The sequence below is a fragment of the Grimontia sp. SpTr1 genome, from assembly GCF_947387585.1.
Taxonomy (GTDB): Bacteria; Pseudomonadota; Gammaproteobacteria; order Enterobacterales; family Vibrionaceae; genus Enterovibrio; species Enterovibrio indicus.
Map to the genome: position 1 here is coordinate 778,064 of NZ_CANDOD010000001.1, position 25,938 is coordinate 804,001.

Annotated in this window: 28 protein-coding genes and 1 pseudogene; 12 read left to right on the forward strand and 17 right to left on the reverse strand. The window is 46.4% G+C overall.

The window, feature by feature from the left end:
* Positions 1–51: 51 nt before the first annotated feature.
* From QL223_RS03705 to QL223_RS03715, 3 genes are all read left to right on the forward strand, one after another.
* Complete coding sequence (locus QL223_RS03705; RefSeq protein ID WP_002535855.1) at positions 52–540, forward strand: hypothetical protein; 489 nt, start codon at positions 52–54, stop codon at positions 538–540.
* 175 nt (positions 541–715) lie between these two features.
* Entirely contained in the window at positions 716–1,027 is a 312-nt protein-coding gene (locus QL223_RS03710) for a hypothetical protein (protein ID WP_039849546.1), read from the forward strand.
* Between the two features lie 151 nt (positions 1,028–1,178).
* On the forward strand, positions 1,179–2,000 hold the full coding sequence (locus QL223_RS03715; protein ID WP_281543947.1) for a hypothetical protein: 822 nt from the start codon (positions 1,179–1,181) through the stop codon (positions 1,998–2,000).
* A 52-nt stretch (positions 2,001–2,052) separates the two neighbouring features.
* On the opposite strand, the gene QL223_RS03720 is transcribed toward QL223_RS03715, so the two are convergent.
* Positions 2,053–2,448, reverse strand: a complete 396-nt coding sequence (locus QL223_RS03720) for an ACT domain-containing protein (protein ID WP_281543948.1) — start codon at positions 2,446–2,448, stop codon at positions 2,053–2,055.
* A 440-nt stretch (positions 2,449–2,888) separates the two neighbouring features.
* Between QL223_RS03720 and QL223_RS03725 the strand changes: the two genes are divergently transcribed.
* Together QL223_RS03725 and QL223_RS03730 are read left to right on the forward strand one after the other, a co-directional pair.
* Positions 2,889–3,107, forward strand: a complete 219-nt coding sequence (locus tag QL223_RS03725) for a DUF6500 family protein (protein ID WP_002535851.1) — start codon at positions 2,889–2,891, stop codon at positions 3,105–3,107.
* 44 nt (positions 3,108–3,151) lie between these two features.
* Positions 3,152–3,538: a VOC family protein gene (locus QL223_RS03730; protein WP_002535850.1), complete on the forward strand. Its 387-nt coding sequence runs from the start codon at positions 3,152–3,154 to the stop codon at positions 3,536–3,538.
* Between the two features lie 103 nt (positions 3,539–3,641).
* Here the strand turns inward: QL223_RS03730 and QL223_RS03735 are convergent, their stop codons facing one another.
* From QL223_RS03735 to QL223_RS03745, 3 genes are all read right to left on the reverse strand, one after another.
* Entirely contained in the window at positions 3,642–4,499 is an 858-nt protein-coding gene (locus tag QL223_RS03735) for a delta-class carbonic anhydrase (protein ID WP_281543949.1), read from the reverse strand.
* A gap of 641 nt (positions 4,500–5,140) precedes the next feature.
* Entirely contained in the window at positions 5,141–5,602 is a 462-nt protein-coding gene (locus QL223_RS03740) for an RES family NAD+ phosphorylase (RefSeq protein ID WP_281543950.1), read from the reverse strand.
* A complete protein-coding gene (locus QL223_RS03745; RefSeq protein ID WP_002535846.1) occupies positions 5,602–6,024 on the reverse strand; it encodes an antitoxin Xre/MbcA/ParS toxin-binding domain-containing protein in 423 nt (140 codons plus the stop codon). Before QL223_RS03745 ends, QL223_RS03740 begins: the two co-directional genes overlap by 1 nt.
* 449 nt (positions 6,025–6,473) lie before the next feature.
* Between QL223_RS03745 and QL223_RS03750 the strand changes: the two genes are divergently transcribed.
* Entirely contained in the window at positions 6,474–7,346 is an 873-nt protein-coding gene (locus tag QL223_RS03750) for a LysR family transcriptional regulator (protein ID WP_281543951.1), read from the forward strand.
* Here the strand turns inward: QL223_RS03750 and QL223_RS03755 are convergent.
* Positions 7,335–7,799 (reverse strand): Lrp/AsnC family transcriptional regulator, encoded by a 465-nt coding sequence (locus QL223_RS03755; protein WP_281543952.1) that lies wholly within the window; start codon positions 7,797–7,799, stop codon positions 7,335–7,337. The two genes, QL223_RS03750 and QL223_RS03755, sit on opposite strands and share 12 nt — an antisense overlap.
* 160 nt (positions 7,800–7,959) lie before the next feature.
* On the opposite strand from QL223_RS03755, the gene QL223_RS03760 reads away from it, so the two are divergent.
* Positions 7,960–9,771 (forward strand): PLP-dependent transferase, encoded by a 1,812-nt coding sequence (locus QL223_RS03760; RefSeq protein WP_281543953.1) that lies wholly within the window; start codon positions 7,960–7,962, stop codon positions 9,769–9,771.
* 32 nt (positions 9,772–9,803) lie between these two features.
* Here QL223_RS03760 and QL223_RS03765 read toward each other — a convergent pair whose 3' ends face one another.
* A complete protein-coding gene (locus QL223_RS03765; RefSeq protein WP_281543954.1) occupies positions 9,804–10,343 on the reverse strand; it encodes a hypothetical protein in 540 nt (179 codons plus the stop codon).
* Positions 10,344–11,018: 675 nt separating this feature from the next.
* Here QL223_RS03765 and QL223_RS03770 point away from each other — a divergent pair.
* The gene (locus QL223_RS03770) at positions 11,019–12,530 is read left to right on the forward strand and encodes an alanine/glycine:cation symporter family protein (RefSeq protein ID WP_002535841.1); all 1,512 of its coding nucleotides are present in this window, start codon (positions 11,019–11,021) and stop codon (positions 12,528–12,530) included.
* Positions 12,531–12,606: 76 nt separating this feature from the next.
* Here the strand turns inward: QL223_RS03770 and yciH are convergent, their stop codons facing one another.
* The 3 genes and pseudogenes from yciH to QL223_RS03785 all read right to left on the reverse strand — a co-directional run bounded on the left by yciH (position 12,607) and on the right by QL223_RS03785 (position 13,895).
* On the reverse strand, positions 12,607–12,933 hold the full coding sequence (yciH, locus tag QL223_RS03775; RefSeq protein ID WP_002535840.1) for a stress response translation initiation inhibitor YciH: 327 nt from the start codon (positions 12,931–12,933) through the stop codon (positions 12,607–12,609).
* 192 nt (positions 12,934–13,125) lie between these two features.
* A pseudogene (locus tag QL223_RS03780) lies at positions 13,126–13,347 on the reverse strand (DUF3319 domain-containing protein); the annotation flags it as partial.
* Between the two features lie 194 nt (positions 13,348–13,541).
* Positions 13,542–13,895: a DUF3319 domain-containing protein gene (locus tag QL223_RS03785; protein ID WP_281543955.1), complete on the reverse strand. Its 354-nt coding sequence runs from the start codon at positions 13,893–13,895 to the stop codon at positions 13,542–13,544.
* Positions 13,896–14,159: 264 nt separating this feature from the next.
* On the opposite strand from QL223_RS03785, the gene QL223_RS03790 reads away from it, so the two are divergent.
* A complete protein-coding gene (locus tag QL223_RS03790) occupies positions 14,160–15,122 on the forward strand; it encodes a tyrosine-type recombinase/integrase (RefSeq protein ID WP_281543956.1) in 963 nt (320 codons plus the stop codon).
* Positions 15,123–15,134: 12 nt separating this feature from the next.
* Here the strand turns inward: QL223_RS03790 and QL223_RS03795 are convergent, their stop codons facing one another.
* Together QL223_RS03795 and QL223_RS03800 are read right to left on the reverse strand one after the other, a co-directional pair.
* The gene (locus tag QL223_RS03795) at positions 15,135–16,136 is read right to left on the reverse strand and encodes a D-alanine--D-alanine ligase (RefSeq protein ID WP_281543957.1); all 1,002 of its coding nucleotides are present in this window, start codon (positions 16,134–16,136) and stop codon (positions 15,135–15,137) included.
* Positions 16,137–16,395: 259 nt separating this feature from the next.
* Positions 16,396–16,944 carry an SPOR domain-containing protein gene (locus QL223_RS03800; RefSeq protein ID WP_002535834.1) on the reverse strand — a complete coding sequence of 183 codons (549 nt, stop codon included), beginning with the start codon at positions 16,942–16,944 and terminating at the stop codon, positions 16,396–16,398.
* Between QL223_RS03800 and QL223_RS03805 the strand changes: the two genes are divergently transcribed.
* Positions 16,943–17,200, forward strand: coding sequence for a hypothetical protein (locus QL223_RS03805; protein WP_281543958.1), 258 nt, complete (start codon positions 16,943–16,945; stop codon positions 17,198–17,200). The two genes, QL223_RS03800 and QL223_RS03805, sit on opposite strands and share 2 nt — an antisense overlap.
* Positions 17,175–19,856, forward strand: coding sequence for a bifunctional acetate--CoA ligase family protein/GNAT family N-acetyltransferase (locus tag QL223_RS03810; RefSeq protein WP_281543959.1), 2,682 nt, complete (start codon positions 17,175–17,177; stop codon positions 19,854–19,856). The genes QL223_RS03805 and QL223_RS03810 overlap by 26 nt, the downstream gene beginning before the upstream one ends.
* Positions 19,857–19,929: 73 nt before the next feature.
* Here the strand turns inward: QL223_RS03810 and QL223_RS03815 are convergent, their stop codons facing one another.
* Both QL223_RS03815 and QL223_RS03820 read right to left on the reverse strand, forming a co-directional pair.
* Positions 19,930–20,232 (reverse strand): Dabb family protein, encoded by a 303-nt coding sequence (locus tag QL223_RS03815; RefSeq protein ID WP_002535832.1) that lies wholly within the window; start codon positions 20,230–20,232, stop codon positions 19,930–19,932.
* Positions 20,233–20,297: 65 nt separating this feature from the next.
* On the reverse strand, positions 20,298–21,203 hold the full coding sequence (locus QL223_RS03820; protein WP_002535831.1) for a LysR family transcriptional regulator: 906 nt from the start codon (positions 21,201–21,203) through the stop codon (positions 20,298–20,300).
* A 242-nt stretch (positions 21,204–21,445) separates the two neighbouring features.
* Between QL223_RS03820 and QL223_RS03825 the strand changes: the two genes are divergently transcribed.
* Entirely contained in the window at positions 21,446–23,077 is a 1,632-nt protein-coding gene (locus QL223_RS03825) for a DUF2813 domain-containing protein (protein ID WP_002535830.1), read from the forward strand.
* Here QL223_RS03825 and QL223_RS03830 read toward each other — a convergent pair.
* The 4 genes from QL223_RS03830 to QL223_RS03845 are packed head-to-tail and all read right to left on the reverse strand — an operon-like array spanning position 23,074 to position 25,936.
* A complete protein-coding gene (locus QL223_RS03830) occupies positions 23,074–23,598 on the reverse strand; it encodes a DUF3833 domain-containing protein (protein WP_002535829.1) in 525 nt (174 codons plus the stop codon). The two genes, QL223_RS03825 and QL223_RS03830, sit on opposite strands and share 4 nt — an antisense overlap.
* Positions 23,595–24,191 (reverse strand): chalcone isomerase family protein, encoded by a 597-nt coding sequence (locus QL223_RS03835; protein WP_281543960.1) that lies wholly within the window; start codon positions 24,189–24,191, stop codon positions 23,595–23,597. The genes QL223_RS03830 and QL223_RS03835 overlap by 4 nt, the downstream gene beginning before the upstream one ends.
* The gene (locus QL223_RS03840; protein ID WP_281543961.1) at positions 24,137–24,673 is read right to left on the reverse strand and encodes a DUF2878 domain-containing protein; all 537 of its coding nucleotides are present in this window, start codon (positions 24,671–24,673) and stop codon (positions 24,137–24,139) included. Before QL223_RS03840 ends, QL223_RS03835 begins: the two co-directional genes overlap by 55 nt.
* A 24-nt stretch (positions 24,674–24,697) precedes the next feature.
* On the reverse strand, positions 24,698–25,936 hold the full coding sequence (locus QL223_RS03845; RefSeq protein WP_281543962.1) for a cyclopropane-fatty-acyl-phospholipid synthase family protein: 1,239 nt from the start codon (positions 25,934–25,936) through the stop codon (positions 24,698–24,700).
* Positions 25,937–25,938: the final 2 nt, after the last annotated feature.

Sequence of the window (25,938 nt, forward strand, 5' to 3'; positions counted from 1 at the left end):
ATGGAACAGTGGTAGGTTAGCGCCGTTAACAGACCCAAGACTATAAAGCCTATGAAATGGATTCTGACGAATTGGATTCGCAAGAAGAAGTTTGAGAAGTTTTTTACCCGTGTGGAAGAAGACTTCTTCGATAAAAAAAAGTATGCACCATACCTTGAAGCTAGGATTCTTGAATCATTGAAAGAATCTGGCGAGACAAAGCCTAAGCGAGCTTCACGTATTGTATTGGCCTGTATCAGGCAAGCACTACTGGACAAATACCTCACTGAAAACCGCTATATCCGCTTTTTGGAAGACAACAAGAGAGAGTTCTTCTTGGATAGAGTGTCAGGGAGTGATGTAGACGTTGATTACGAGCATATTATTCGTAACTTTATCCACAACAAACACTGTGAATGTTCTGATTACATCCTTTCTCATGTTCCAAAATACTTCCAAAAGTTTGCGAAAGAGTTAGAAGTCGACATGAGTTACCCCATGAACAAGCAGGGTGAGCAAGAGATGTTAGACGACATCATCATGCTGCTGAATCACAAATAGAAGTTTTCACATCTAGGCGGGTGACTATCCGCCACTCTCACCAGTCTTCACTACAAGTCCATATACCCGAACGCTGAAATTGAGACCGTTACCGTTAACCGTCTAATCAAAGCCGCTTGCCGTTCTTCATAAACAGAGTAGAATTATACTGTGTATATAAACAGTATTTATTGTTATGCCTGCAATCCGATACCGACACAATTATAAAGCCGTTGTGATGAGCGGCTCTGACGAGCACCAAAAAGGTCAGATGATCCCTGCCTACTTGAGAGACGGCAGTTTGATTTACTATCCATTTGGTGGCTTCGTGAAGCGCGAAGTACTGACCTATGAGCAATACGTTAAGTTGATGTTCATCGACGCATTTTCACAATCTGATGATGGTGCAGCCTGGGAAGACATCAGCAGCAATAAAGTGTTAGGGGTATTTATGCGAGGAGAGTACTTTGTTGTACTTTCTGAAGGTAAACCCATCATGGTCCAGTAGCCTAGCACTTGAGGCACCACCTATGTATCTGCTTATTAATGCTTTTTAGTCACTAGAAAAATAGTGACGTCCTTCCAGAGCCTTTGCATCGCGATCGACTACGCCTGTTCAAACCTCATAATGAAGACTCAAAAGGACAAGGACAGTCGGTATGTCGAACAATAAAGAACAAGATTTCAATTCACTATTGAACCAAGGATGGCAAAAACATGAGTCAGAACCAAACGCGGTTTTTGATTCGATGGCCTCTATGTTAGGTAGCTTGGAACCAGAGCAAACCGAATCTGCGATGACCTTATTGCTCCATACAGCAATAGGGCACCTGTACGCTCCTGATAAGCTATTACACCTACTGTCATCCTTGCCACCTAACCGAGCAAATCTTCCATCAAGCCTTCGTGCGCAAGTCGTGGCAGATTACTTTCATACCAAAAAGCTTTCCGACATGAGCCATTTGGCGATCGATGACCAGCATCGAGTGTCTGCACAAATTGCCAATGAGTACGCCGCATTAGAAAACACAGCTCAAGCCTCTCAATGGTTAACGATGGCAACGGAAGGCGTTAGCACGAGTTCAGTATCAAAACCCCTTGCGCGTGCTCTTGCTATCACGGGTAATAACTTAGCGTGTCAGTTTGAAAGGTTGGAAGAGCGCTCGATAGAGCAAGACCAACAAATGACAAAAGCAGCGCAACTGGCTTTACAGTTTTGGCGAGTTGCAGGAGGCTGGATGCAAGAAGAGCGTGCTGAATACCGACTGGCTATGAGCTTCATTAAAGCAGGCCGATATGAGGAAGCGCGAACACATGCACAGCGCTGTGAAGCAATATGCATTGAAAATGACGCAGATGATTTCGAGAGATATTTCGCCAGTGATCTGTTGATGCTAGTGCACTTCCATTTAGCACAAAGCCACAAGCTTAAGGTAGGTGAAGATCTCCGCAAATATTGCGAAACGAGTTCGCTAGATTGACCTTCGGACTTTCATAGTAAAACCGGCATCTTCTCACTAGAAGCCAGTTTATTCAGACGGAAAACTCCAGCAATGCCGCCAGCGCTGCTTCCGCTTTTTCTGCCTGCACAAAGATATGATCGTGGTAGTAGGCGGCAAGCACGTTGGCACTGATGCCTTTCTCTGCCAACTTCGTTGATACTGCGGCCGTTAAACCCACGGCATCGAGGCTTGAATGCACCGTCAGGGTTATCTGGCGGTAGACACCTTCAAATACCATGTTTGCAGAGTCGGCGACTGATTTCTCCAGCAATAAGGTCAAACCTTCGTTTTCCTGAAACGTAGCCAGTGGGGCTAGCTCAACAAAATCTGCAAGCTCGCCCGAAACGGTGCAAAATACAAACTCATCTTGCATCAGCTCTGGCTTCATCGAATCTAAAAGGGCATTTAAATCAACAGTTCCCGCCATGCAATTCTCACTATCAACGTCCTATCAATACCATTCAATGTATCGCGTCCCTAGGGGCTGTTGACCTTTGGTGGTTAAATTTTGTTCTCGCTATAAGCGTTTTAGGCGCGGCGAGGTGTGTGCCGCCTAGTCATTCTAAGCAAATACACCTCAACAAAGCATAAAACGCTTAGAGTACGGGACGCGCAGTCGAACCCTTCGGGCAGCGTTTGTGGGGAATTTCTGCTGCGTTATCGACTTCTCATGTAGGCTAGCTACACATCGAAGCCTCGGCCTTGCATAAACTCCCAAAAACTGCTGCAAAAATCATCACCAAAGGTCAACAGCCCCTAGATTCAAAAGAAGTGTAGGGTGGTTCAAATTCTCACAAGTGCCACTTTCAACATAGGCTGTATTTATATACAGTATTGCGATTCGAATAGCCCTAATTCAGGTAAAACATGAGAGATTCATTGCGCACAAAAGTTATTGAGGTCTGTAAAAAGAAAATCCTGACGAAAGGAGATAACGTAAACGTCTCCTTTTATGCATTCTTTGCGAACAAAAATGATGACCCAGAACTACTCATGGAAGCGGCGACTTGGTGGATAAAAACTCACGAACTAGACCATTTTGTTAAAGCTCGGGACGTTATCACCCTGGTCGAAAACGACAGATAAATCAGGCTCAGCGGTACCGAGCGAAAGAAAATAAGGATTCAGACATGTCTATCATCAGCCACATCACACTGGGTACTAATGACTATGAAAGAGCGTCAGCTTTCTACGATTCGGTATTAAAGCCGTTGGGAATGACACGTGTACCCAAACCACCCGGTAAACCACCGCTTTACGCCAAAGATGACCAAATGCCGTTCCTGTATCTCTGCAAGCCGTTTGATGGCAGGCCTGCAACCTGGGGCAACGGTACACACGTCGCCTTTAAAGCGGCAAGCCGTGAAGCGGTCGATGAGTTTTACGTTGAAGCATTGGCCAATGGTGGCGCGGATGAAGGGGCTCCGGGTTTAAGGGAGCACTATGGGCCGAATTACTACGCTGCTTACGTTAGAGATCCAGACGGAAATAAGCTCCAAGCGGTTTGTTACGAATAGAAAAATGGCGCGAAAGCGCCATTTCTTTTTGTCTTACTAAGGCAAACAAAACAGTAAGAAGAATAGGGCGCATAACACTGTCTACGCCCTTGTTCAGAGAACCTTAGTTAACGATTTCTGACAGTAGATCTTTATTGACTACAAGGTTACGCACGCCGTGCGCATGGTCTTCGTCAAAGACATTGCCTTCACACCATTCGCCAACGGATTCGATATTTACTTTCGCCACTTTCGGACGAACGCTCCAAGTCACCTGGAATGGCGATCCTTTCTCGTTGTAGCCAGGGCCTGTGGTTGAGCCCATGTATTGAATTGGCTTGCCCGTGTTAGTAGGAATCGCAACCGCCTGATGCACGCCATCCTGAACTTCATGCTCTGTCAGTTCTTCAAAGTCGTAAGCATTTTTATCGTTCACCAGCACGTAAACCTGCGTTTCTACACGAAGCTGCGGGTTTTTGTTGGCATCACTCAAACACGCACCAAGCGTCGGGCCGGGTTCAACCTGCGCCGTTGAGTGAACATAGTGAACTTCAATGGTATCACCAGGTTTCAGGTCGCCATGCTTACTCGGGCAAACCTTATTTTTTACTGGTGCGAGTTCAGCATCTGACAACTTGCCAGAGTAACGATAACCAGTCTGGTAGCCTTCACCATCGCCATTTCCTGCATAAACCGTAAATTCGCCACCTTTATGCTCGGCATTTTTGTGGAAGTGGATGTTACACAGGTTCATTTCTGTGTAAGACGGTGCCGTGCTGAACAAAGTGGTGTTATTGCCTGCTTTAGAATCAATATCACGCGGTGATTGAGGACCAAATCCTTCATCTTCTGTGTTTTCAGCCAACTCTTGACGTTGCTCAGAAATAACAGCGTCTGATACCGGCGCGTTTGCGTCTTTTGCCAACACACCGAACGACGTTGTCATAGCCAATGTAATGATGCAAAGGTTGCTTGCTTTCATTGGTTTATCCCTTATTAATTGAAATAGTTCGATAGGTGTTCCCATGGAATTCATTGTGAAAAAACAACCTGATAGTTTCACATGTCCTTAAGGCAGTTTTCCGTTTACTGAGAACACATGACGAGAGTAACGAAAGTCAGCTCAGATGTTCATAGTGGAAGCTGGCCAGTCTCAAATCTTTACGAGTAATTCTCTGAACTGAAGCAATTCGATGTATCAAACTGCTATGCGTCTGTGGGAGGAGTCATGTTTGGTGAGTGCGCGAGTATAGATTTGTTTTGGTTGTATTTATTAACTCAGACTCAGAGTATCCAAACTTCAAATACCAATTCGTGTAAACTCTGCCGAAATCTAGCGGCTAACTAGCGATGCCTAAGTGCGCATTATCTATCTTATGTTAAATAAGATATGCAGCTACGCCAAATCTGACTCTCCTACGTCTGTCATTGCCCACTTTCTTCAAATATTTCAGTCTATTAAACGTAATTATCTATTTACCATAAAATAGATAATTACCCATTCTCTAAGACGCTCATATTGGATCATTCTGTTCCAACTGAGCTCTTCGCGTCTCTGCAATTATCTTTGAAGAAGTGCTGACCGTTGCTGCGTCATCAGCGCTTTTGTTTGGAATGACTTTCCTAACGCGTCATTCGCTTGAGACGGCTGTCGTAATAGAAATCGCGTTGGTCGATGATTTTGACTTTGTGACTGTCAGGATGCGCGGGATTGATCAGGAAGTTGTATTCGCTGGCGATGATCGCTGATGGAAGCTGAATAACTGGTGTCGTCATTTCTCGAAGCCAGGCGGTTCCGTAGTTACGTGACGTATCTGCATCTGGCACTGCGTCCCAACCATTTGGGAGTTCTTGTTCAGAGACACGTTTGATTGGTAGATCGTCGGGTATGTAGATGGTCATCATGACCAAAGGAGGCATTTGAACTGGGCTTTCATGAACAAAACGTTCAAGCGCAGCCAGAGAGCGTGAGCCTGCAGTGTAGAGAATGGGTTGGCCTTTCTGATGCCAACGGCCAGATCCAAACATGCCCCCCATCCCACTGAGATCTGCAAACCTCTTTACGGAGAGTCGAAATACTTCCATTAAGCGGTCATGCCATGCATCAGGCGGTTAAGCACGTTTTCTACATATTGAATGCCGGTGTTGGTATCCAGATAATCAACAGCGGCTTTCCCACCAAAAGCCACTTGTGGTGTTTTCAGCCAATCCAGCGCTGTTGCACGGTCTTCGTAATATTCGACGGCCAGATCAACAACGCGACGAATAGCGAGTGTCTTTTCTGATTGCGAAGGTGTCAAAAGGTCTGAATCGCTTTTACGCTGGAGGCTTCTTGGGCTTAGGCCAATCAAAGTGACCCACTCGCCACTGCTCATGGCCATTTCTTTCATGACCTTGCGCGCATGTTTAACTTTCAGTCCGTGGCGGATGATATCCAGTTCCATATCCTGATTGATGACTTGGCCCTCTTTTACGATACCAAGCGACATTAACTGCTCTGCGTACATACCAACCTCCCATAAGCTTTGGTTAAATTATGTGCGCCATTTGTCGTATTGTAAAGCGCCACTTGTCGTAGAGAAAGGCAAAAGAATATATGAAGTCCAAAAGATGACAGCCTAAGGTAATTGAATTTAAGTATATTTTTCTGTGCAAGCGCTTGCTTGAAAAAGAATGCGGCTTACATTTTATAAGCCGCAAGTTGGCAAAAAGGTACTAATTTGATTAGCTACATGAGCAAGAGGGGTAGCTCTGTAGCGGAGTTACGCAGTTGCATTGAACTAACCTTAACATTGCTGCGGGAATATATAATAACCACAATTAATACAAGGCATATTCACATTGCGCTTATAGTGTGCTCACTCAAGTTGATATCGTAAACAGTGATATTTGTATAAATCATTACGGATTCTGGAAAGTTAGGTGAAGCATGACGTCTTTTAAGAAATCTCTGTCAATGATAAAGCCCATCTCCCACTTTTTAGCAGTCGTGTCGAACCAATCTGTCACGCATGCTGGAGAAGCGTTGGGAATTGCGCCGTCAAGGATTAGTGAATCTCTCAAATATTTAGAAGAGATTTGGAATGTTCAGTTGTTCCACCGCGAAAGCAGACAAATGAAACTCACTAATGCTGGCCAACGAGCGTATGAACGCTATCACCACTTGGTTTACACCTTACTCGACACTGTGAACGAGGATATCGATCCTGACGCCATTCCTTCGGTGTTGTCTATTACCACGCCCGTGGATATTGGCACCCATCTGATGCCGGGCGTTATATCAAGCTTCAATAAGGAATACCCGAATGTGGAAGTGAAATTGTTTGCTTCTGATCAGGTCATGGATATGTCTGAAGCAGACATCGATTTGGCTATTCGTGTGGGAAAACTTCAAGGCCAAGCAGATAGTCATGAAGATGTGATCATGAAAACTCGTCCTTTCCTGGCTGCTTCTCCTGAGATCATTCAGAACATCCACGACGGTATGTATCCAGAAGGCGCTCCTTTTATTCGCTTGCTTCGTTTGCCGGAAACTAAAGAGATGAAGCTAAGAAGCACGGACACTATGCTTAAGCTAAAAACGGTTGCAGCGTCTGACAATGCCATAGCCGCACAGCAAATGGCATATGACGGACTAGGAGCCACTCTATTCACTGGCCTTCCCACAAAACCCTATCTGGAAAAAGGCCGATTGGAGAAAATTGATCATGTTGTCATGCCTGATATCTATATTTTTGCCAGTTGGCCAGGAAGGCGTCTGACACAAGGAGCCAAAGCCCTTCTCGATTTGTTCAAGCAAGAATTAAAACGACAACGGTTAGATGGGTAAACGGGAACGCTTTTTGACCTGCCCGAAAGCAAAACTGGATTCAATGGCTGCAATATTGGGAAGACGGGTCAACTCTCTGCGAATAAACCGCTCATATGTTTTGAGTGATTCACTGACGACATGAAGTAGGTAGTCGTGAGTGCCTGTCATCAGAAAGCACTCCAATACCTCATCCATTTGTTCGATCAACGACTCAAATTTGACCATATTATCTTCGGTCGGTTTTTCGAGTTTAACCAATACAAAGACATTAATGGGTAGCCCACATTTTTCTTGATCAATGTGGGCATGATAGCCAGTAATTATCCCCTTTTTCTCCAGTGTTCTAACACGACGTAAACAAGGCGATGGGGACAAAGAAACACGGTCTGATAGCTCTTGGTTGGTCAGGCGCCCTTCTTTTTGGAGTTCGTCCAAAATCTTCTTGTCGATGCTGTCAAGATTATGCTCCATACCCTGTTATAACCTCCATAACTAGCGCTAAAAACTCTAGTATTGGCAGGATCTGCCATTTGTTAACAATTATAGGAGGGATTTCGCAATCATCCTTATCGCTGCTTTGGCTAATGTGATCCTTATATACCTAAACGACCTGTAGTTAAGGGGATTAGCGATGAATAAAGCAACTCAACTCAGTCCTTTACGAAATACGACAAAGCTGGAAGATGCGGCATCTTTAGCCACCGAGCAGGCAAAACACTTCGGCATAGATACGAAGTCAGATTTCGGTCAAGCGCTGGTCTCACTTGCCACCACCTTATACACAGCGAATCATCATACACACGATCTTTGGGCCATTACGTTGGATGGGCTGAATGATTTAGACAGAAACGATCGTATTGCATGGTTTAACGCTAAACGGTTTCTGTCTTTTCAGTTAGCAAAAATTCTCGACAACCTACAGAACCCAATGCGCGCAACCTACAAGTCCATCGCAACCAAAAACGGGCATTTCGCTGCTAAAGGCGCTTACCCTATTTTTGATAATGTGGCGGCTATTTTTTCTGCAGCACCTGTAATCACACGTACTGCGACTTATTTATTTGCCTGTACTGAATGGGTAGAAGATGCCTTTAATGGCAGGGAGCCCCTGCACGAAATCTATTCCCGATTGCTGAACCCAACATCGATAGCGCTGGCGAATCACATCGTCGATATCGAAGCCGGTGACATGGCAGACCAATATCTCGCTTGGAACTTTAACTCAGGGATGGCAGCAATTGATGGTTTGTTAAGTCACCTGCTTGGACGCGAAGATATCGTGCTGGCCTCGCGAAATATTTATGGCGGCAGTTACCAACTACTCCAAGACTGGTATCGCAAGTCCTCTAATCTGGACGTGGCGATAGAATGGGTGGATGGCTACGATGAAGTGACCTTCGCTAAAGCCATGGATGCAGCAGAAAAGAAATATGCGGACAGAATAAAAGCTGGCCGTAAGATCTATGTGTATCTCGAGAGTCCTTGCAACCCTCACGGTTTCGTTCTCGATGTTGCTGGCATCAGCCGAGCGGCCCATGAACGTGATTGGACCATCATGGTGGACACCACAGTGGGCACGCCCTTCCTCCACCCTGTGTTGAAAAGAAGTGATCCGATGGAACGTCCGGACTTCGTCATTCATTCGTACACGAAGGAATTGGCGGGTTCTGGAAGCACAACAGCAGGTGTTGTGATTGGCCGGAATGAGGATATGTTTATCCCGAAAGGTGACAGCGTCACATGCAAAACACCAAGTGGAAAGGAGCGTGAAGTTAACTGGAATAACACTCTGTTCTGGAACGTTTATTACATCAAAGGCGCGTTCCTCGATGCTGACAAAGCATTTGAGGTTCTTAATGGGATGAAGACGTTTGAATTACGTGTACTGCAGAAAGCCATCAACACCCTGTCTCTGGCGCGCATATTCGCACTTCACCCCGATATCAACGTGTCATGCCCTGCTCTGCCTGAAAGCCCAAACTATGCGTTAATGCAATCTCAAATGCGCCTGGGATTACCGGCTTCCTTGTTCACTATCGACATGGAAGGCAAAGCTGACCGCAAAGCCATTGAACAAACCGCATTTAAGCAATTTTTTGACATGCTTGAACCTGCCATTGGTATGCAGGTCAGCCTTGGACAGACCAACACAGTTGCATTGTGCCCTGCGATGACAACACATTCAGAACTTTCCAAAGAAGCTCTGAATGAAGCAGGTATTAAACCGACAACACTGCGTATTGCAGTGGGTTTAGAAGACCCGCGAGTTTTTATCGCTCATATGCAGCGGGCGGCGGAAATGACGATAGACCTGAAGCACCCGGGATTTTCAGCTCTCTTCCCAGCCGCAGATAAGATTGATGATATCTATAGAAAAACGTATTTGGATGTGCAGCAGCGCTTTGTTGAACACCTTCCAAATTACTCAACATTGATTCAATGAGAATTGGCAACATGGTCAAATACGATAGGCTGCTATGGCTCCAGCTCTTCACTTGCGCTCAAGTCTAAGGATGAAGCACTGGACGTCATGGTTGTACCATCACTGTTAAGATAACAAAGGGTAACCTGATACTGAGGTCTAAGTGTCAGTGGTTCAAGCTTAGCAATTTGATTGACTAATTGGGTATTTGGCTCACAGCCATCATCACCAATACGGTGAAGCTCTCTTTCATACTCATCGCTGGTCATTCGGCTGGCACGAAGGATCTCAATTTTCATGGCAAGTCTTCGGTGTTCGAAAGTTGAGTATTGGCTAGTGAGCAACTTGGCGAGCGTATCTTCAAGCATATTCACTTGTTGGGGAACGAGTACTGTGCCATCAGATGCTTCCAGTGCACTTTGTGCTTTAACCATTTCCAAAGAAATAGACGGCAGCACTTCCAAGTACTTTGTTAAAAGCACCCGACTCGACTCGGATTGTTTCTGCATCACCACATCAGACGCTATCGTACCCACGACAATCGACAGGAAGATCAGCGTTGGTGAAGCAGTGAACTTAGCTAACCACAGCATGACTGAATAGGATAATAAAATGACTAATTATGCTTAAAAAACCAACTTAATCGGATAGATATTCTTAATGTGATACCTATCACTAATTATCAGATTCGAACGATTAAAAACCATCCAATCTCACCATCCTATTTTACTTCGCCTAAACATTTACTAGGAATTTAGTTTGTTTCATACATAAGAATGACCAGAATATTTGCGGCTTAATACTTTTCTAATTCCAGTGTTAATTTCTTACCAATTTAATTGGTTCTCAATATTGCTTCACATGCCATATTTAAGGATTGATGAAATAGTTATTTAAATTCATCTGTTAACAACAACCTTTATCAGCTTGCTTTACAGCGGTGCAATGAATGCCCCACGAGAAAGCGCTTGCAGGCATCTGAATGAATTAAAGAAAGCAAAAACTATATTTGCACAGTTATTTATACACCACCTGTCGGCATTATTTTCTATCGAACAAAATTCGCGGAATAAATTATCAAAGGGGAGTGAAGTTAGAAAAGTGTGAGCGCTTTATCTTGTTATAAAAAATGCAAAATCGAGGGGTCGAAATATATTGCAAATATGTTTATACGTGAAATAATCCGCAGCGCAATGTTTGTTAACAATCATGTAACACAGCATATTGCGGTAAGTATGAAGCTATATAAAAAAGAAAAGGACTCGGTAATGAAACGTATAATGACGACTGCTGGACTTTCGTTGTTTGCGAGCTCAGCCTCTGCGGCAGGGATCGATGAAGCAATCAATGAAATAGTCGCTCCAATTGTAAACCCATTCGTGGGTATGATCTTCTCCTCTGTTCCACTCCCCTTTCTAGATGCTGAAGCGCCATGGATCGTAATGTGGCTGGTTGTTGCCGCTGTCATCTTTACGCTGTATCTGGGCTTTATTAACGTTCGTGGATTCACCCATGCAATCCGCCTTGTTAAAGGTGACTACACAGACCCTAAAGAGCCAGGTGAGGTCTCGCACTTTCAGGCCCTTGCAACAGCACTCTCCGGTACGGTTGGTCTTGGTAACATCGCTGGTGTTGCTGTGGCAATCTCTATCGGTGGTGCAGGTGCAACCTTCTGGATGATCCTTGCGGGTCTGCTCGGTATGTCTACCAAGTTTGTAGAGTGTGCGCTTGGTGTAAAATACCGTAACACTAACCCAGATGGTTCTGTTTCCGGTGGTCCTATGTACTACCTGAGCAAAGGTCTGGCTAACAAAGGTAACCCAGCATTTGGTCGTACCCTCGCCGTTTTATTCTCAGTTTGTGCGGTCGGCGGTGCTTTGGGTGGCGGTAACATGTTCCAGGCTAACCAGGCGTTCAAACAAGTTGTTGGCGTTACCGGTGGCGACATGTCTTTCTTCGCGGATAAAGGCTGGTTGTTTGGTCTTATCATGGCGGTTATCGTTGGTGTAGTAATCATCGGTGGTATCAAGTCAATCGCGAAAGTGACTGAGAAAGTCGTTCCTTTCATGGCGATTGTTTACGTTGGTGCAGCTCTGATTATCATCCTGATGCACATCGACCAAGTAGGTGCAGCATTCGGCGCAATCTTCAACGGTGCATTCACTGGTGAAGGTGTCGCAGGTGGTGTTATCGGTGCCATGATTCAGGGCTTCAAACGAGCCGCGTTCTCGAACGAAGCGGGTGTTGGTTCTGCGGCAATCGCTCACTCAGCAGTAAAAACCAAAGAACACATGTCTGAAGGTTTCGTATCTCTGCTGGAACCGTTCATCGATACCGTTGTTATCTGTACCATGACTGCTCTGGTTATTATCATTACCGGCCAGTTGTATGAAGGTCAGGAGCTGAGCGGTGTTGCACTGACTTCAGCAGCATTTGAAGCATCAATCTCATGGTTCCCATACATTCTGGCTATCGCAGTAGTGTTGTTTGCGTTCTCTACCATGATTTCTTGGTCTTACTACGGCCTGAAAGCTTGGACTTACCTGTTCGGCGAGAGCAAGCGTGCTGAAATGATTTTCAAGGTCATGTTCTGCGTCTTCGTTGTTATCGGTGCATCGATGAACCTGGGTCCAGTTATCGACTTCTCTGATGCAATGATCTTCGCAATGGCTCTGGTTAACATCGTCGGTCTGTACCGTCTGGTTCCAGAAATCAAAGCGGACATGAACGATTACCTGGCGCGTCTGGAAAGCGGTGCTATCCAACGCTACAAAGGCTAATCGAACAACCCCTCTTGCATAACAAAAAAGAGATGCCATTTGGCATCTCTTTTTTTATGTCTTTCTGGAAGGAAAATTAACCGCCAGCCAGTTTGACTGTGTGACCTTTCTTCTCAAGATACGCTTTGATTTGGTCACGCTTATCACCTTGAATTTCAATCACGCCATCTTTTACGGCACCGCCACAACCACAAACTTTCTTTAGCTCAGCGGCGACCAATTTCAGTGCGGCATCATCAATCTCCAACCCCGTCACCAGACAAACCCCTTTGCCCTTGCGGCCTTTGGTTTGACGCTGAATCCGAACGATACCGTCGCCTTTTTCACGAACTGGCGCCTGCTTTTCTTCCTTAATACGCCCGGAATCGGTTGAATACACCAGGCGGCTGTTATCGTCTCTCATATTTCACTCTTTGACGCTTGTTGATAGCGCCAATGCTATCAAAACTGGCGCTATCAGAATACGTTAACGACGGAATTAGCGTGAAAGCGCATTTTGGTCGATAAACTGTTTAATCTTCGGTAAAGGGCCTTTGAGAAGCTGCCCACGAACCAGTATGTACCAAAGCCCTGGTTGTTTATCGTCACTCATAATCTGAATGCCTTTGTACATTTCCGTTGAAGGCCCCTGAGCAGAGCGAAAAGTCTGTCGCCCAAATTCAGAGGGTTTTCGGAAAATCCTCGTGTCGCACCACCAGTCAATGCACTGTTTTACGCCCAGCATCGTTCCGGATACCGTTCTTCCTGCGACAATTGACGTATAAACATCGTCCTTACATTCAATAGTATGACCACGATGAGAATATCGCTTTTTCATTCGCTACCTGTTCTATGGATTACTTACCCATTGACTTAACCGCCAAGGATCAGGCAGTTAGAAGAAAATTGAGTATAAATTTGTTATCGGGGCGATTTTAATGAAAAAGAATGGATAGTTCGACAATTAACGTGATATCTGCCTAAGATTTATCGTCTTAAACACGATTCGATAAATGGTTGGCAACAAAAGCATTAAGTCTTGGTAACGAGCTTTTTGTCGATAAAATTTTTCAACGCAGGAAGAGACCCTTTCAAGAGTTTTCCCCTGACCATCATGTACCAGCCCTTTTCATCTTCTGGGCTGTCAATCATGATTTGAATGCCTTTGTACTCTTCCGTCTTCTTCTCTTTAGGCGCATTGAATTCTCGTTTTTCGAATTCATCCGGCATACAAACAACGTTGGTTTCACACCACCAATCAATAGACTGTTTAACACCCAGCAAAGTACCGGTCACACGCTTGCCACCTAAACGGGCACTGTATTGTTGTGTCTTTTCATCAGCCAGCTCGATGTTGTATCCACGATGATATAAGCGCTTTCTCATCGACTCTCTACTCTTGGAGCAAAATCCAAGCGCTTGCTACCTCCTTGTAGAACCCGTCTTGGATACAAATTAAAGAATGATATGAAACAAACCACGTATCACTATGTAAATTAGACCAAAATAACGTTAACAACCAAATTTCTGACTTTTGTTAGACTAGAAATACTGACAATTCTTCATGAGTTTATGTGATCAGTCGCGCTTTCCATATCGCCTTACAAATGGAATAATCGAATTAACAAATTTAAGTTATAGTGCATTAAAGTGAAAAAAATAGACCCTATTTCTGACCCGGTAACAGCCAAAAACAGCATCTCCCTATTTAAACAAGGAGATGTGCCTTTAGAAGCTTGGCAAGCTTTGACACTCGGGTTGTATAGCAAGAATTCACTACTCAGTTTTCAAAACGATTGGCAGGTATTTATTGAATATTGCCGAGAGGTAAATGTTTCCCCCCTGCCCGCTGCCGTCACTGCAGTTCGTCGCTTTGTGGAGAGCAAAGCCACAACGCGTAAAGCATCCAGCATTAAGCGCTATATCATTACGATTTCGATGTTGCATCGTATCCATGCCCTTTCTGATCCAACTCGTCATAGAGAAGTGCGCTTCACACTCAATAAACTTTACCGAGAGAAAGCAGACGAAGCCGGTCAAGCCAACGCTTTTCATTACCATCATCTTCAATCACTACATTCAAGACTTAGCAACAGTGATCGGCTCAAAGATATCCGGGACTTACTCATTTGGACCCTATGCTTCGAATGCATGTTAAAACGGAGCGAACTGGCTGCTATCCAATACGACGACATTGAGAAAACCGACCTCGGTTATACGCTCCGCATTTCAGATAGCGTCATGGAGCTTTCTTTGGAAGCTTCGGCTTTGATTGAACAATGGTTTGAAATGACGGCGATATCGGAAGGCCCATTGCTGCGCCGAATCAATAAACACCAACAGCTTGGTGATGCACCCATGGATCACTCATCGATTTACCGTGTTTTCAGGCGTGCAGCCGAAGAGTTAGGTGTTCAAGGTACATTGACGTTTTCGGGTCAATCACCACGGGTTGGCGCGAGTCAGGACTTGTCAGATTCAGGTCTGACTATCAAAGAGATCCAACAACAGGGAAGATGGAAAAGCCCCGCCATGCCAGCTCAATATGTGGGAAATAAGCAAGCTCGTGACGAGGCAATGGATAAGTTTAAACGTAAGCTCGATAAGGATTAGGAGCAGTTAGCTCTAGCCGACGTTAACGCCTGAGCGAATGCAACTTGCCAGATACTCTGAGAAGGCATGACCATTGTGCTCGACAAGTTTAGGGAACATTGAAATCGGCGTCATACCAGGGAAGGTGTTGATTTCGTTCAATAGCACCTCACCCTCAGGCGTCAGGAAGAAATCGATACGCGACAAATCTTTGAGCTTCAGGTGAACAAACGCTTTCTCAGCGTATTCGCGCATTTTCTCAACCTGATCTTCCGTTAGATTTTCTGGCTCTACGGTCGTTTGGCTATGGCTTCCCGCGCTGTATTTCTCGTCATAGGTATAGAAAGTGTCTTCAGGACAAGCAATCTCACCTGGACGCGTGACAACGACTTCACCGTTATAGTGGTACGCCGCAATTTCCAATTCTCGTGGACGAACGGCTTTCTCAACCAGTACTTGATTGGAGTAGCCAAATGCGCCTTCGACAGATTCTCGCACGGCTTTTTTATCCGTCACTTTATAGCAACCAACAGAAGAGCCCTGACACGCAGCTTTAACAAATATCGCACCCCAGCGCTCAAAAGCCTCTTCCGCTTTTTCAATACTTTCTTCGTTGTTGTCCGTCAGGAAAACATAGGGAGTATTGGGTATGCCAATCGCATCAAACCACAATTTTGAAGTGATCTTATTGAAGCAGACGTTGCTGGCTGACGAATCGCAGCCCATGTATGGCACACCTGCAAGCTCAAACAAGGACTGGATATCTCCTGTTTCGCCAGGAAAGCCGTGAATACAAGGGACGGCATAATCAATATTAATGATCTCATCACCCACTTTGAGGGTTTTATCAAGATTCAGTCGGCAATCTTGTCCTTGGCCGTCTTTCCAGCCTTCCTCTTTGGTGATTTCAACGCGAATAACTGAAACGGATGGCAGCTTTTTTAATTCAGATTCCAGATAGTTTGCTGACACCATCGATACTTCATGTTCAGCGCTACCGCCACCACACAGCAACAATACTTGAGTTGGTTTCATGACCATTCCTACTTCGCCCTGATAATTCGTTCAGGGATAACAAATCCAATCGCACAATCCGTGAGGCAACTACAATACCCAAACACATTCGCGCTTTCACTCAATCAAACGCAAATAACTGACAATTTTTGCGTGATCGCGCAAAAACCCGTCGACCACCGGCTGAGAAGCCAACGTTTTGTCTCGATTACTTTTTAAAGGCGACAAAAAAGAGAGCATTAGCTCTCTTTTTTGTGAATCACTATTCCGATACCGCCATTCAGTTCAAACGCTTAACTTCAGGGTTCGCAGACGATTTAATCGAAGCAAATGAACGGATAAACGGCCCATATTGCTTGATATCATTCGGCAGTGCCTTTAACGCATTTTGTGCCTCAGATTTCGAATTAAATTCGCCATAAAGCAAGGTGTACCACGGTAAGCCATCAACCATCTTTTTATTTGACCAGACCGGCTTATCGGAAGGCAATTTGTTCATGTACTCACTAAAGCCTTTGTTATGACTCAGTGCAATCACTTGAATGGTGTACGTGGTTGACGCTGCAGCAGGTTTTTTCACCGGCTTTGGAGCCGGTTTAGGTTTCTTCTGAGCCGTCATAACAGGTTTTGGCGCTGGCGCTTTAGGTTTCTCAGCTGCAACCGGTTTTGGCATAGGTTTCGTCATTTCTGGTTTTGAAGCCGGTGCCATGGTGTCAGTCACTGGCATAACTTCTTCTTCCGAAGACTGGGTCAAAATCTGTGTGGTACTGGTTCCACCAGCACAACCAGCAAGCACAAGTGTGAAAGCGATCGAAAGGATTTTCTTCATGAATATTCTACTTTTAGGAGCCACTGCCTTTATTCTGTACCCACCCCGCCATTCATTCAACTTAAACCAAGCGCACTCTGATAAGTATCTGCCACATGTCACACATCATTTTGCCTTTGTGGGCAATCACGCGATGCTTTTAGTTACGGATCACAGCCACGCTAACCGATTGAATCATCGTGCCGTGAAAAACAGTAAACTGTCTATGGGTTACCAAGTCGGAGAGCAAAATGACCAGCCTGGATACGCTGTTTAAACCAAAATCAATTGCCGTTATCGGCGCTTCTGACACACAGGGACGCGCAGGTAACGTGATTATTCGCAACTTACAGTCAGGCGCTTTCCAAGGGCCAATCATGCCAGTTACCCCCAAATATCAGGCTGTGGCGGGGATCCTTGCTTATCCAACCATTGAAGCTCTGCCTCTGGTCCCTGATCTCGCCATTCTCTGCACACAGGCTTCTCGCAACAGCGAACTCATTCGCCAGTTAGGCGAAAAAGGCGTGAAGGTGGCTATTATTCTGGCTGCCGGCATGAAAAAGACCAAAGCAGAAGACGGTCGTAGCGAATTTGAAGTGATGAGAGACATCGCCTCTCAATACGCGATGCGGGTGATTGGCCCGAATAGCCTCGGATTGATCCTGCCTTGGTTGAATCTGAACGCGTCGTTCTCTCCCATACCTGCTAACCGCGGGAATATCGCGTTTGTTTCACAGTCAGCTGCAGTATGCACCACCATTTTGGATTGGGCGCGTAACCGCCGGATCGGCTTTTCTACGTTTATTTCTTTAGGGGAAGCCAGTGACATCGACTTTCCCGAACTGCTCGATTATCTGAGCCGCGAAAGTAAAACTGACGCCATTCTTTTGTATATCGACAATATTCAAGATGCCCGCGCCTTTATCTCCGCTGCAAGAGCGGCTTCCCGTAACCGTCGTGTTTTGGTTCTAAAAAGTGGGCGTACGCCTGAAGGTGCATCGCTTCTTCCTCACTTGCAGGAGAATGAAATTGGGCTCGATGGCGCATACGACGCTGCCATTCGACGTTCCGGTATGCTGCGAGTGCGCACCACACACGAATTGTTTGCGGCAGTAGAAACCCTTTCGCACTCTGTACCACTGCGTGGTGAGCGATTAGCGATTATTTCCAACGGAGGCGGCCCTGCGGTGATGGCCGTTGATACCTTGTTGGAAATGGGTGGCAAACTGGCTGTACTGAGTGAAGAAACCAAAGCCAAATTGGATGCCATCCTTCCTGCAAGTTGGTCTCAGTGTAACCCTGTCGATATCGTGGGTGATGCCGACACAGAACGCTACAAGAAAGTCACTGAGATTCTATTAGAGAGTGATGAAGCCGATGCACTGCTGATTCTTCATTCTCCCTCTGTGACTGCGCCTGGCTTAAAAACGGCAAAAGCACTGGCAGACATGCTGAAAAAATCTCAACGTGCAAAGCGCTTCAATATTCTCACTAACTGGCAAGGTGAAAGTGATGATGCCACCGTAGCCAGACTCGCTTTCGCCCACGCAGGCTTCCCGGCTTACCGCACACCAGAAAGTGCTGTTACCGCATTCATGCACTTGGTTGAATACAGGCGAAACCAGAAGCAATTAATGGAAACGCCAACCTCTATCGGCCAAATAGATTATGACGTTGAAGGTGGGAAAGCGCTTATTGAGCAGGCACTGGAAGAAAATCTGCGCACCTTAACCACCCATGAAGCCCGTCCTTTCCTTTCAAAATACGGTATTAATGTGATGGCAACCTGGTTGGCATCTGATGCTGCTGAAGCCGCGCAAATCACGGAACAGGTCGGTTATCCTGTCGCGGTTAAACTTCGTTCACCTGACATCGCTCATAAGTCCGATGTAAATGGCGTGATGCTGGATTTAAACAATGCCACCGAAGTGGCTAATGCAGCACAGCTAATGTTGAACCGAGTCAGCATGACCTACCCAACGGCAAGAATTGAAGGCCTGCAAATCCAAAGCATGGCTAACCGCGCGGGCTCACAGGAACTTCGCGTTTGCGTTCGTCATGACCCTGTTTTTGGCCCAGTGATTCTATTGGGTGAAGGCGGTTCCGAGTGGGATGTAAACCGAGATGCAGCCGTAGCCATTCCACCACTCAACATGGCGCTTGCAAGGTATTTGGTCATCGGTGCCATTAAAAGTGGAAAGCTACGCCAACGTGGCCATCCGTACAATTTAGATGTGAATGCGCTTTGTCATTTTCTCGTGACACTGTCACAGGTTTTGATTGATTTTCCTGAAATCACTGAACTGGATATCCACCCACTGCTCGTGACCGGCGACAGCTTCACTGTGTTGGATGCTTCTATCAAGCTGAGCCCTTTTGATGGCGATGGCAGCACCCGACTGGCGATTCGCCCATACCCGAAAGAACTGGAAGAACGTGCCGAACTGAAAGACGGCCGAGCTATACTGCTACGTCCTATTCTTCCCGAAGACGAACCTAACCATAAGTCTTTCATCGAGCATGTCTCCGTTGAAGATCTCTACAAGCGTTTTTTCTCTGATGTTGGCGAGTTGAACCACGAAGCCTTGGCGAATCTGACGCAAATTGATTACGACCGTGAGATGGCCTTTGTCGCCGTTCACCGTTTGGATGATGGAAGCGATGAAATTCTGGGCGTTGTCCGGGCGCTCGCTAATCCAGACCATACAGATGCTGAGTTTGCCGTGTTGGTTCGTTCTGATCTTAAAGGAATGGGCCTAGGCCGTATTTTGATGGAGAAGGTGATCACCTATGGTCGGGTGAGTGGCATCAAACGTTTCAACGGTATGACCATGCCATCAAACTCCGGGATGATCGCACTGGCTCAGAAAGTGGGCTTTGAGATTGACGTGCAATTGCAAGACGGCATCGTCGAGATGGACATGGCGCTGTAAGCAATTCCGGAACAAGCAGTCAAAACCCAAAAAAGCCGCATAATGCGGCTTTTCGTTATCTCAATCGTCGATCTCAGGCAGGTAAGGTGTAATCCACCACAATGATGTCTTCAATGTGCGGAACAAACACTTCTTTCAACGCCTCGTGCTCAGGGTGAAACAAATAATTCTGTCGCCCTTCTTCATTAGCAAAGGTCATGAAGACAACATGGGTGTAACCTTCGTTTTTCCCTTCTGGGCTGTCATTCTCCCCCCACTCAACAGAGACGACGCCTTCAACACGTTCGGGCATAGACATAAACTCTTCCCGGATTTCTTCGTGATCGGCTTCATTAGAAGTCGGTTTGAATTTTACCAACAGCAAGTGTCTGATCATGAGGTGCTCCATGCAGTGATTTAAAGGCGATTTCCATTGATGTGAAAGAAAACCGCGAGTCCTGTTTATCCTACTTTCTCTGACGGGATTGGCTGAATCACTTTTAGTAATCGCGGAATTTCGCGGATCATCCAGCTCTTCGCATTCCCCATACGGTTGCGCTTCCAAGCCATTACCCAATAGAGCTTGTAAGGCTCGCTGCCTTTGATGACTTTTAAGCGCCCTTCTTCAATATCTTTATTCACCCACCAGTCTGGCATGGTTCCGATACCATAACCGTCCAGAATAGCGTGGTATTTCTCTGTCATCGAAGAAACCGTTAGGCGTGGTTGTTCATCCAGAATATTGAAGGTATACGTCTTGGCATTTCGCGCAGAATCAGCAACAGAAATGCTGCGATAAAGACGACGAACATCCGCATCATACGGATTGGAATGACGGTGAATAGGATGATTCGCTGCCGCTACCCAATAGCCATCTGAAAAGCCGATTTCCTGCATTTTAATACCTGGAGGCGCAGCAGGCGGTTTTGGGCTAATGAGAATATCCGTGCGGTCCTCTTCCAGAGATTCCCAGGCGCCAGCGAGGATTTCTTCCTGCAAACGAACACGCGTGCTGGCCTCTCTACCCAACTTATCCACCAGCGGGAAAAAGTGTCTCGCAGTGAGCAAACCATCAAAAGCAATGGTGATATCCAACTCCCAACCATGAGCCAGAGACTTAGCATCCGCCACCAATTCATCGGCGGCATTCATCAGGATCCTGCCTCTTTCAAGCAGCAATTTCCCTGCATCGGTGAAAATCGCTTTGTGACCGGAGCGGTCGAAAATCACCAAATCCAGCTCCTGTTCGAGCTTTTGAACCTGATAACTTAAAGAGGAAGGCGCGCGATTAAGAGAGTCAGCTGCAGCCGCAAAGCTTCCCTTGCGGTCGATTGCATCCAGTACTTGAAGAGCTTCGAAAGATAGCATGGGTTAATTCGTTCCTTGTTCTAGTTCCAAAGCCATTTTTGATGTTGTTTCGGGCTTAGGTCTTTATATGACCCGATAAGAGCCATTTTGTATTCGTTTCGGGATACACCAAAAATTATGACTATTTCAAATGTGTCACAATCAGCTGATAGAAAACAGAAAAATCTTCTACATCAGTAAAACCGTGAAACACACACCTCCACTCGCTCGTTATGTGTCTTAGGCTTAATAAAGAGGTGATTATGAAGTTAGACCGCATTGAGATTTCTGGTTTCAGAGGCATTCGCCGCCTGTCTTTAAGTCTTGATGAGCTTACCGTGCTCATCGGCGAAAATGCTTGGGGTAAAAGTTCACTCTTAGACGCTCTTTCCCTTTGTTTACCCTCATCAGGTGAGCATTACGAATTTGTCCGCTCTGATTTCCATATTGACCATACGCTTGGCAACGCGCAAACCAACCAAATCCAGATCATTTTTCGTTGGATTGAGACCTTTTCCGGTGAACATAGAGCACGCCGCTACCGCCAGTTCAATGAAGTATGGAACGGCAGTGACGACAACGGACTTCGGCGGCTAGACTTCCACATCAATGCGCTTCACGTTGACGGCAAGATCACCATTTCCCGCGACTTTCTCGACGAGCAAGGAAAGGTCATTGAGACCCCAAACAGTGAAGCACTCGCCCGTAAGCTGATTCTTTTGCATCCTATTATCCGTATTCAGGATGCACGTCGTTTACGCGACAGCGACCTTGATTTGAATGGCAACAAAACCAGGCTGGAAAAACGGCTGGAAAATACGGTTAAACGACTGCAGCAGAAACCCGGTCACGTGAACAAAGGCGAAGTCCGCAGCGGCTTGAAGGCCATGAGAACTTTGCTCGACCATTACTTTGCGTTTGACAGCCACAACCGTTCACCTGCGGAAATCGAACCTTCCAGACACCTGAACATGCGTGCAAATTACGTGCATCCACTCGAGATGGTGGCGAATAACACCTCTAATCACAGCCGTCTTTTGTTGATGGGCTTGCTAAGTACTTTTGTTCGTGCCCGTGGGCCCAAACAACTCAAAGCCAACGCCCGTCCTATTGTGATCTTCGAAGATCCGGAAAGCCGACTACATCCAACCCTGCTTAATCAGGCGTGGCGACTTATCAGCATCATGCCAATGCAGAAAATCCTGACCACCAACAGTGGTGATTTACTGTCTGCAGTGCCACTTAACAGTATTCGACGTTTGGAACGTGGCGCGACACAAACAGAATCCCATCAAGTACCACCGAATCGTTTAAGCAAAGACGAAGAACGTAGAGTGTCTTTCCATGTCCGGTTTCACCGCCCAAGCGCCCTATTCGCTCGATGTTGGCTTCTGGTAGAAGGTGAAACAGAAGTTTGGCTGTTCAATGAGATGGCACGCATTCAAGGCTACGACTTAGCGGCGGAAGGTGTCCAACTGATAGAGTTTGCACAGAGTGGCTTGAAACCCCTGATAAAACTTGCGATTGCTTTGGGCATGGAATGGCATGTGATTGCAGACGGTGACATGGCAGGCCAAAAATATGCCCACACCGCGCGGAGCAAACTTGACGGGGAAAAGGAAAAGCACCGACTGACTGTGCTTCCAGACAGAGACATCGAGCATTACCTGTTTAACCACGGATACGAACCGCTGTTCCGGGAAATGGCACACATTGAGGGCAATACCTACATTGCTCCTAAGAAAATCATTGCGCGTGCATTGAAAAAGTACGCCAAACCCGATGCTGCATTAGCCATCATCGAATATACGGAGGAACATTTGGAAGATGATATCCCGCTGCTTCTGAGATGGATTGTGCAGCGGGTGGTGAGTATGGCGCGGGGAGCAGGTTAATCCTGCTTCTCGAAGAAGATGGAGATCCTTCCTACCTCAATACCAAACTTCTTCATTGAGGTTAGGTTGAAAGCTCGCTTTTCGTCCTGACGGTAAAGCCAGTCGTCGAGTGTCAACACATAAGTACTGTCGCCGACTTCCACACTGAGATCGTAAACCCAGTTCAGGGCATTGCCAGATTCACTTCCCGTCGCAATTCCCACAACATCACCCGCCGTGCCTTCGTAGCTGCCGTCTTCGAGCCGAGTGATAGCCCATATCCGTTTTTGTTTTTCACCATCATCAAAAATAAAGTCTTCATCCAAGGTGATCTTGTTGCCTTCAACGGTGCCGACAATGCTGACTTCAAAACGACGGGTTTGCTTGCCGGTATAATCCTGCACCATTCCCCAAGCCAAGGTCTCTCCTTCAAAATACTCAAACAGATTAAAGGCGGGACTTGTCGCTTTGTAATCTTCTAAAGACGCAGAACAGCCAACCAATGCGGTGATCAATGCAAAAGCAGCGATGAGTTTCTTCACTCAGTATTTCCTCCAATTAAAGCTAGACGAAGTGATGGGTAGGCAGTGGCTGGTGATAGCCAAATCGCGGAAAAAGCGTTAGCGAGATTGGCATTGTTCAGGGTGCCTGTTGGCTCAGCTTTTCCTTGTTTGGGTTGATAGAAAAACTGGCCTTTGTCCTGAGAAAGCACATAGATCAGTCTGTCCCCCTCTTTGACGTCTGGCCAGACACCCTCCATGTTCGGCAACCATGCTTCAATCTGCTGTTGACTGAATCCAAGGTGTTCCCACTGTTCTACTGTTGCATCGAGAAGATCGTCCGCATCAATGTCGCGGCTGTATGTAATAACAAGCGCTAGCGGATCACCATTGGCGGGTTCGAACTGACCACTTGGCGTGCGGAGTTCGCTGTCATAAATTTTCCAGAATCCCCAAGTCAGAGATGCCGCGCCAACAGGTTTCCACCAAGCCCAATCTTCTGAGGTTTGCATACCTGTGGGGCTGGCTGTGATTGGTGTAGACAGCGTGAACGCTATGACGAACGTAGAAAAAAGTGCCGCTATTCTTTTTCGGCCAGCGACTTTTCCGTCATGGAAAGATGTGATTTTGAACATGCCTCCCCCTTCCCTGAAAGACGTTTTAAGATGACAAGGAAAACAACACTGTAGATGAACCAAGCAGCAGCAAGGACAAGGGCAGTGTTTACAAGCGTCATTGAGAATTCAACCGCTCCAAGGCGCTCTCCCCCTAAGTAGCTCCCTGCACCGCCGACAGCACCAACAATGGCTAATAGCCAGAGCGGCTTTTCCATCAGCCAATCACGAACCAGCCAGATGTACGTTCCAAATCCTGCCCAAAGGAGCCCAAGCCATAAAGGCATGTAGGAGGTGTCGAAATTCAACACTTGTAAGTGGGTTAATACGCTGTCGCCTGCCACACCGATCAGCGTAAAAAGCGGCGTCGCAAACAACACGCCTCTATCGAGCAACACAGCACCGATAAGGACAAGCACCAGGAAAGGAAGCATGCTGTTTTGACCCAGCACAGCAGCGAACCAATAAGCATTGAACGCCAGTGATATCAAGACAACTCGCATACTTCCTCCTTACTTACATCAAAACTACTCGCGCCAATCAGGACGGCTTAGCACCAGCTGGACAGTGCTGATGGTACGCTCTCTGAATCCGCCTTCGCAGTAACAGAAGTAATAACGCCACAAACGGGCGAAACGCTCGTCATAACCCAATTCGGCCAGCTCTGTCAGGTTGTCGTTGAAGCGCCGGTGCCACTCTTCAAGGGTCTTGGCATAATCTAGGCCAATGTCCTTCAAGTCACGCACCACAAGGTCACTCTGGCGGGTAAATTGGTCCAGCAACACGCTAACGGAAGGCAGGAAACCACCTGGGAATATGTGTTTTTGAATAAAGTCCACATTGCTGCTGTAGTGCTCGTAACGTTGATCAGCAATGGTGATAGCCTGAATGGCCATCAGGCCGTTTGGCTTTAACAGAGATTCACACTTCTTGATGTAGGTCATCAGGAACTGTTTGCCAACCGCTTCTATCATTTCAATAGAAACGAGCTTGTCGTATTGCCCTTCCAAGTCACGATAATCTTCTTTTAGAAGCGTGATCCGATCGCTTAGGCCTTCTTGCTCAACACAACTTTTCGCCCATTCATATTGCTCGTTGGAAATCGTCGTTGTCGTCACGCGGCAACCGTAGTGTTTAGCCGCGTGAATGGCCATACCGCCCCAGCCGGTGCCAATTTCTAAAAGGTGGTCAGAAGGCGTCAGTTTAAGCTGTCGGCACAAACGATCCATTTTGAGGAACTGCGCACGTTCGAGCGTATCGGTGTCGCTTTCATAAATACCGCTGGAATAAAGCATCTCCTGATCCAGGAAACGTTCATATAGATCGTTGCCCAAATCGTAATGCGCAGAGATATTGGAGCGCGAATTCTCTTTGGTATTGCGGTTTTTCCAGTGCGCAAATTTGGTTGCAATGTTGGCAATCCAACCCACTTTGCTTTCGAGTCGATCCAATGCCGGCAGGTTTCTGCACACAGCACGGATGACAGCAGTTAAATCGGGAGAATCCCACCAACCGTCGATATATGCCTCAGCCGCGCCAATGCTGCCGCCTGTCAGCACACGACGGTAAAATCCTGGGTGGCGGATAATCACTTCTGCATGAAGATCAGCATTAGGATCGCCCAGCTTTTGAGTCTGCCCGTCGAAATCGACCAGTGTCAATGAAGCGCCTTCAAGGTAGCCAAACGTGGAAACCAACATGCTTCTTGCGAAGGTATCCTTCTTCGTGACTGGCCAGGCTGATGATTCGATATTGCTTGAATACATAA

Coding starts and splice junctions, on each gene's coding strand:
- QL223_RS03840 (WP_281543961.1), bottom strand. CDS start 24,673: ATGCGAGTTGTCTTGATATCACTGGCGTTCAATGCTTATTGGTTCGCT.
- yciH (WP_002535840.1), bottom strand. CDS start 12,933: ATGAGAGACGATAACAGCCGCCTGGTGTATTCAACCGATTCCGGGCGT.
- QL223_RS03765 (WP_281543954.1), bottom strand. CDS start 10,343: ATGCTGTGGTTAGCTAAGTTCACTGCTTCACCAACGCTGATCTTCCTG.
- QL223_RS03835 (WP_281543960.1), bottom strand. CDS start 24,191: ATGTTCAAAATCACATCTTTCCATGACGGAAAAGTCGCTGGCCGAAAA.
- QL223_RS03710 (WP_039849546.1), top strand. CDS start 716: ATGCCTGCAATCCGATACCGACACAATTATAAAGCCGTTGTGATGAGC.
- QL223_RS03770 (WP_002535841.1), top strand. CDS start 11,019: ATGAAACGTATAATGACGACTGCTGGACTTTCGTTGTTTGCGAGCTCA.
- QL223_RS03785 (WP_281543955.1), bottom strand. CDS start 13,895: ATGAGAAAGCGCTTATATCATCGTGGATACAACATCGAGCTGGCTGAT.
- QL223_RS03815 (WP_002535832.1), bottom strand. CDS start 20,232: ATGATCAGACACTTGCTGTTGGTAAAATTCAAACCGACTTCTAATGAA.
- QL223_RS03810 (WP_281543959.1), top strand. CDS start 17,175: ATGACCAGCCTGGATACGCTGTTTAAACCAAAATCAATTGCCGTTATC.
- QL223_RS03705 (WP_002535855.1), top strand. CDS start 52: ATGAAATGGATTCTGACGAATTGGATTCGCAAGAAGAAGTTTGAGAAG.
- QL223_RS03800 (WP_002535834.1), bottom strand. CDS start 16,944: ATGAAGAAAATCCTTTCGATCGCTTTCACACTTGTGCTTGCTGGTTGT.
- QL223_RS03755 (WP_281543952.1), bottom strand. CDS start 7,799: ATGGAGCATAATCTTGACAGCATCGACAAGAAGATTTTGGACGAACTC.
- QL223_RS03795 (WP_281543957.1), bottom strand. CDS start 16,136: ATGAAACCAACTCAAGTATTGTTGCTGTGTGGTGGCGGTAGCGCTGAA.
- QL223_RS03760 (WP_281543953.1), top strand. CDS start 7,960: ATGAATAAAGCAACTCAACTCAGTCCTTTACGAAATACGACAAAGCTG.
- QL223_RS03750 (WP_281543951.1), top strand. CDS start 6,474: ATGATAAAGCCCATCTCCCACTTTTTAGCAGTCGTGTCGAACCAATCT.
- QL223_RS03735 (WP_281543949.1), bottom strand. CDS start 4,499: ATGAAAGCAAGCAACCTTTGCATCATTACATTGGCTATGACAACGTCG.
- QL223_RS03805 (WP_281543958.1), top strand. CDS start 16,943: ATGAATATTCTACTTTTAGGAGCCACTGCCTTTATTCTGTACCCACCC.
- QL223_RS03745 (WP_002535846.1), bottom strand. CDS start 6,024: ATGTACGCAGAGCAGTTAATGTCGCTTGGTATCGTAAAAGAGGGCCAA.
- QL223_RS03825 (WP_002535830.1), top strand. CDS start 21,446: ATGAAGTTAGACCGCATTGAGATTTCTGGTTTCAGAGGCATTCGCCGC.
- QL223_RS03730 (WP_002535850.1), top strand. CDS start 3,152: ATGTCTATCATCAGCCACATCACACTGGGTACTAATGACTATGAAAGA.
- QL223_RS03720 (WP_281543948.1), bottom strand. CDS start 2,448: ATGGCGGGAACTGTTGATTTAAATGCCCTTTTAGATTCGATGAAGCCA.
- QL223_RS03820 (WP_002535831.1), bottom strand. CDS start 21,203: ATGCTATCTTTCGAAGCTCTTCAAGTACTGGATGCAATCGACCGCAAG.
- QL223_RS03725 (WP_002535851.1), top strand. CDS start 2,889: ATGAGAGATTCATTGCGCACAAAAGTTATTGAGGTCTGTAAAAAGAAA.
- QL223_RS03715 (WP_281543947.1), top strand. CDS start 1,179: ATGTCGAACAATAAAGAACAAGATTTCAATTCACTATTGAACCAAGGA.
- QL223_RS03845 (WP_281543962.1), bottom strand. CDS start 25,936: ATGTATTCAAGCAATATCGAATCATCAGCCTGGCCAGTCACGAAGAAG.
- QL223_RS03740 (WP_281543950.1), bottom strand. CDS start 5,602: ATGGAAGTATTTCGACTCTCCGTAAAGAGGTTTGCAGATCTCAGTGGG.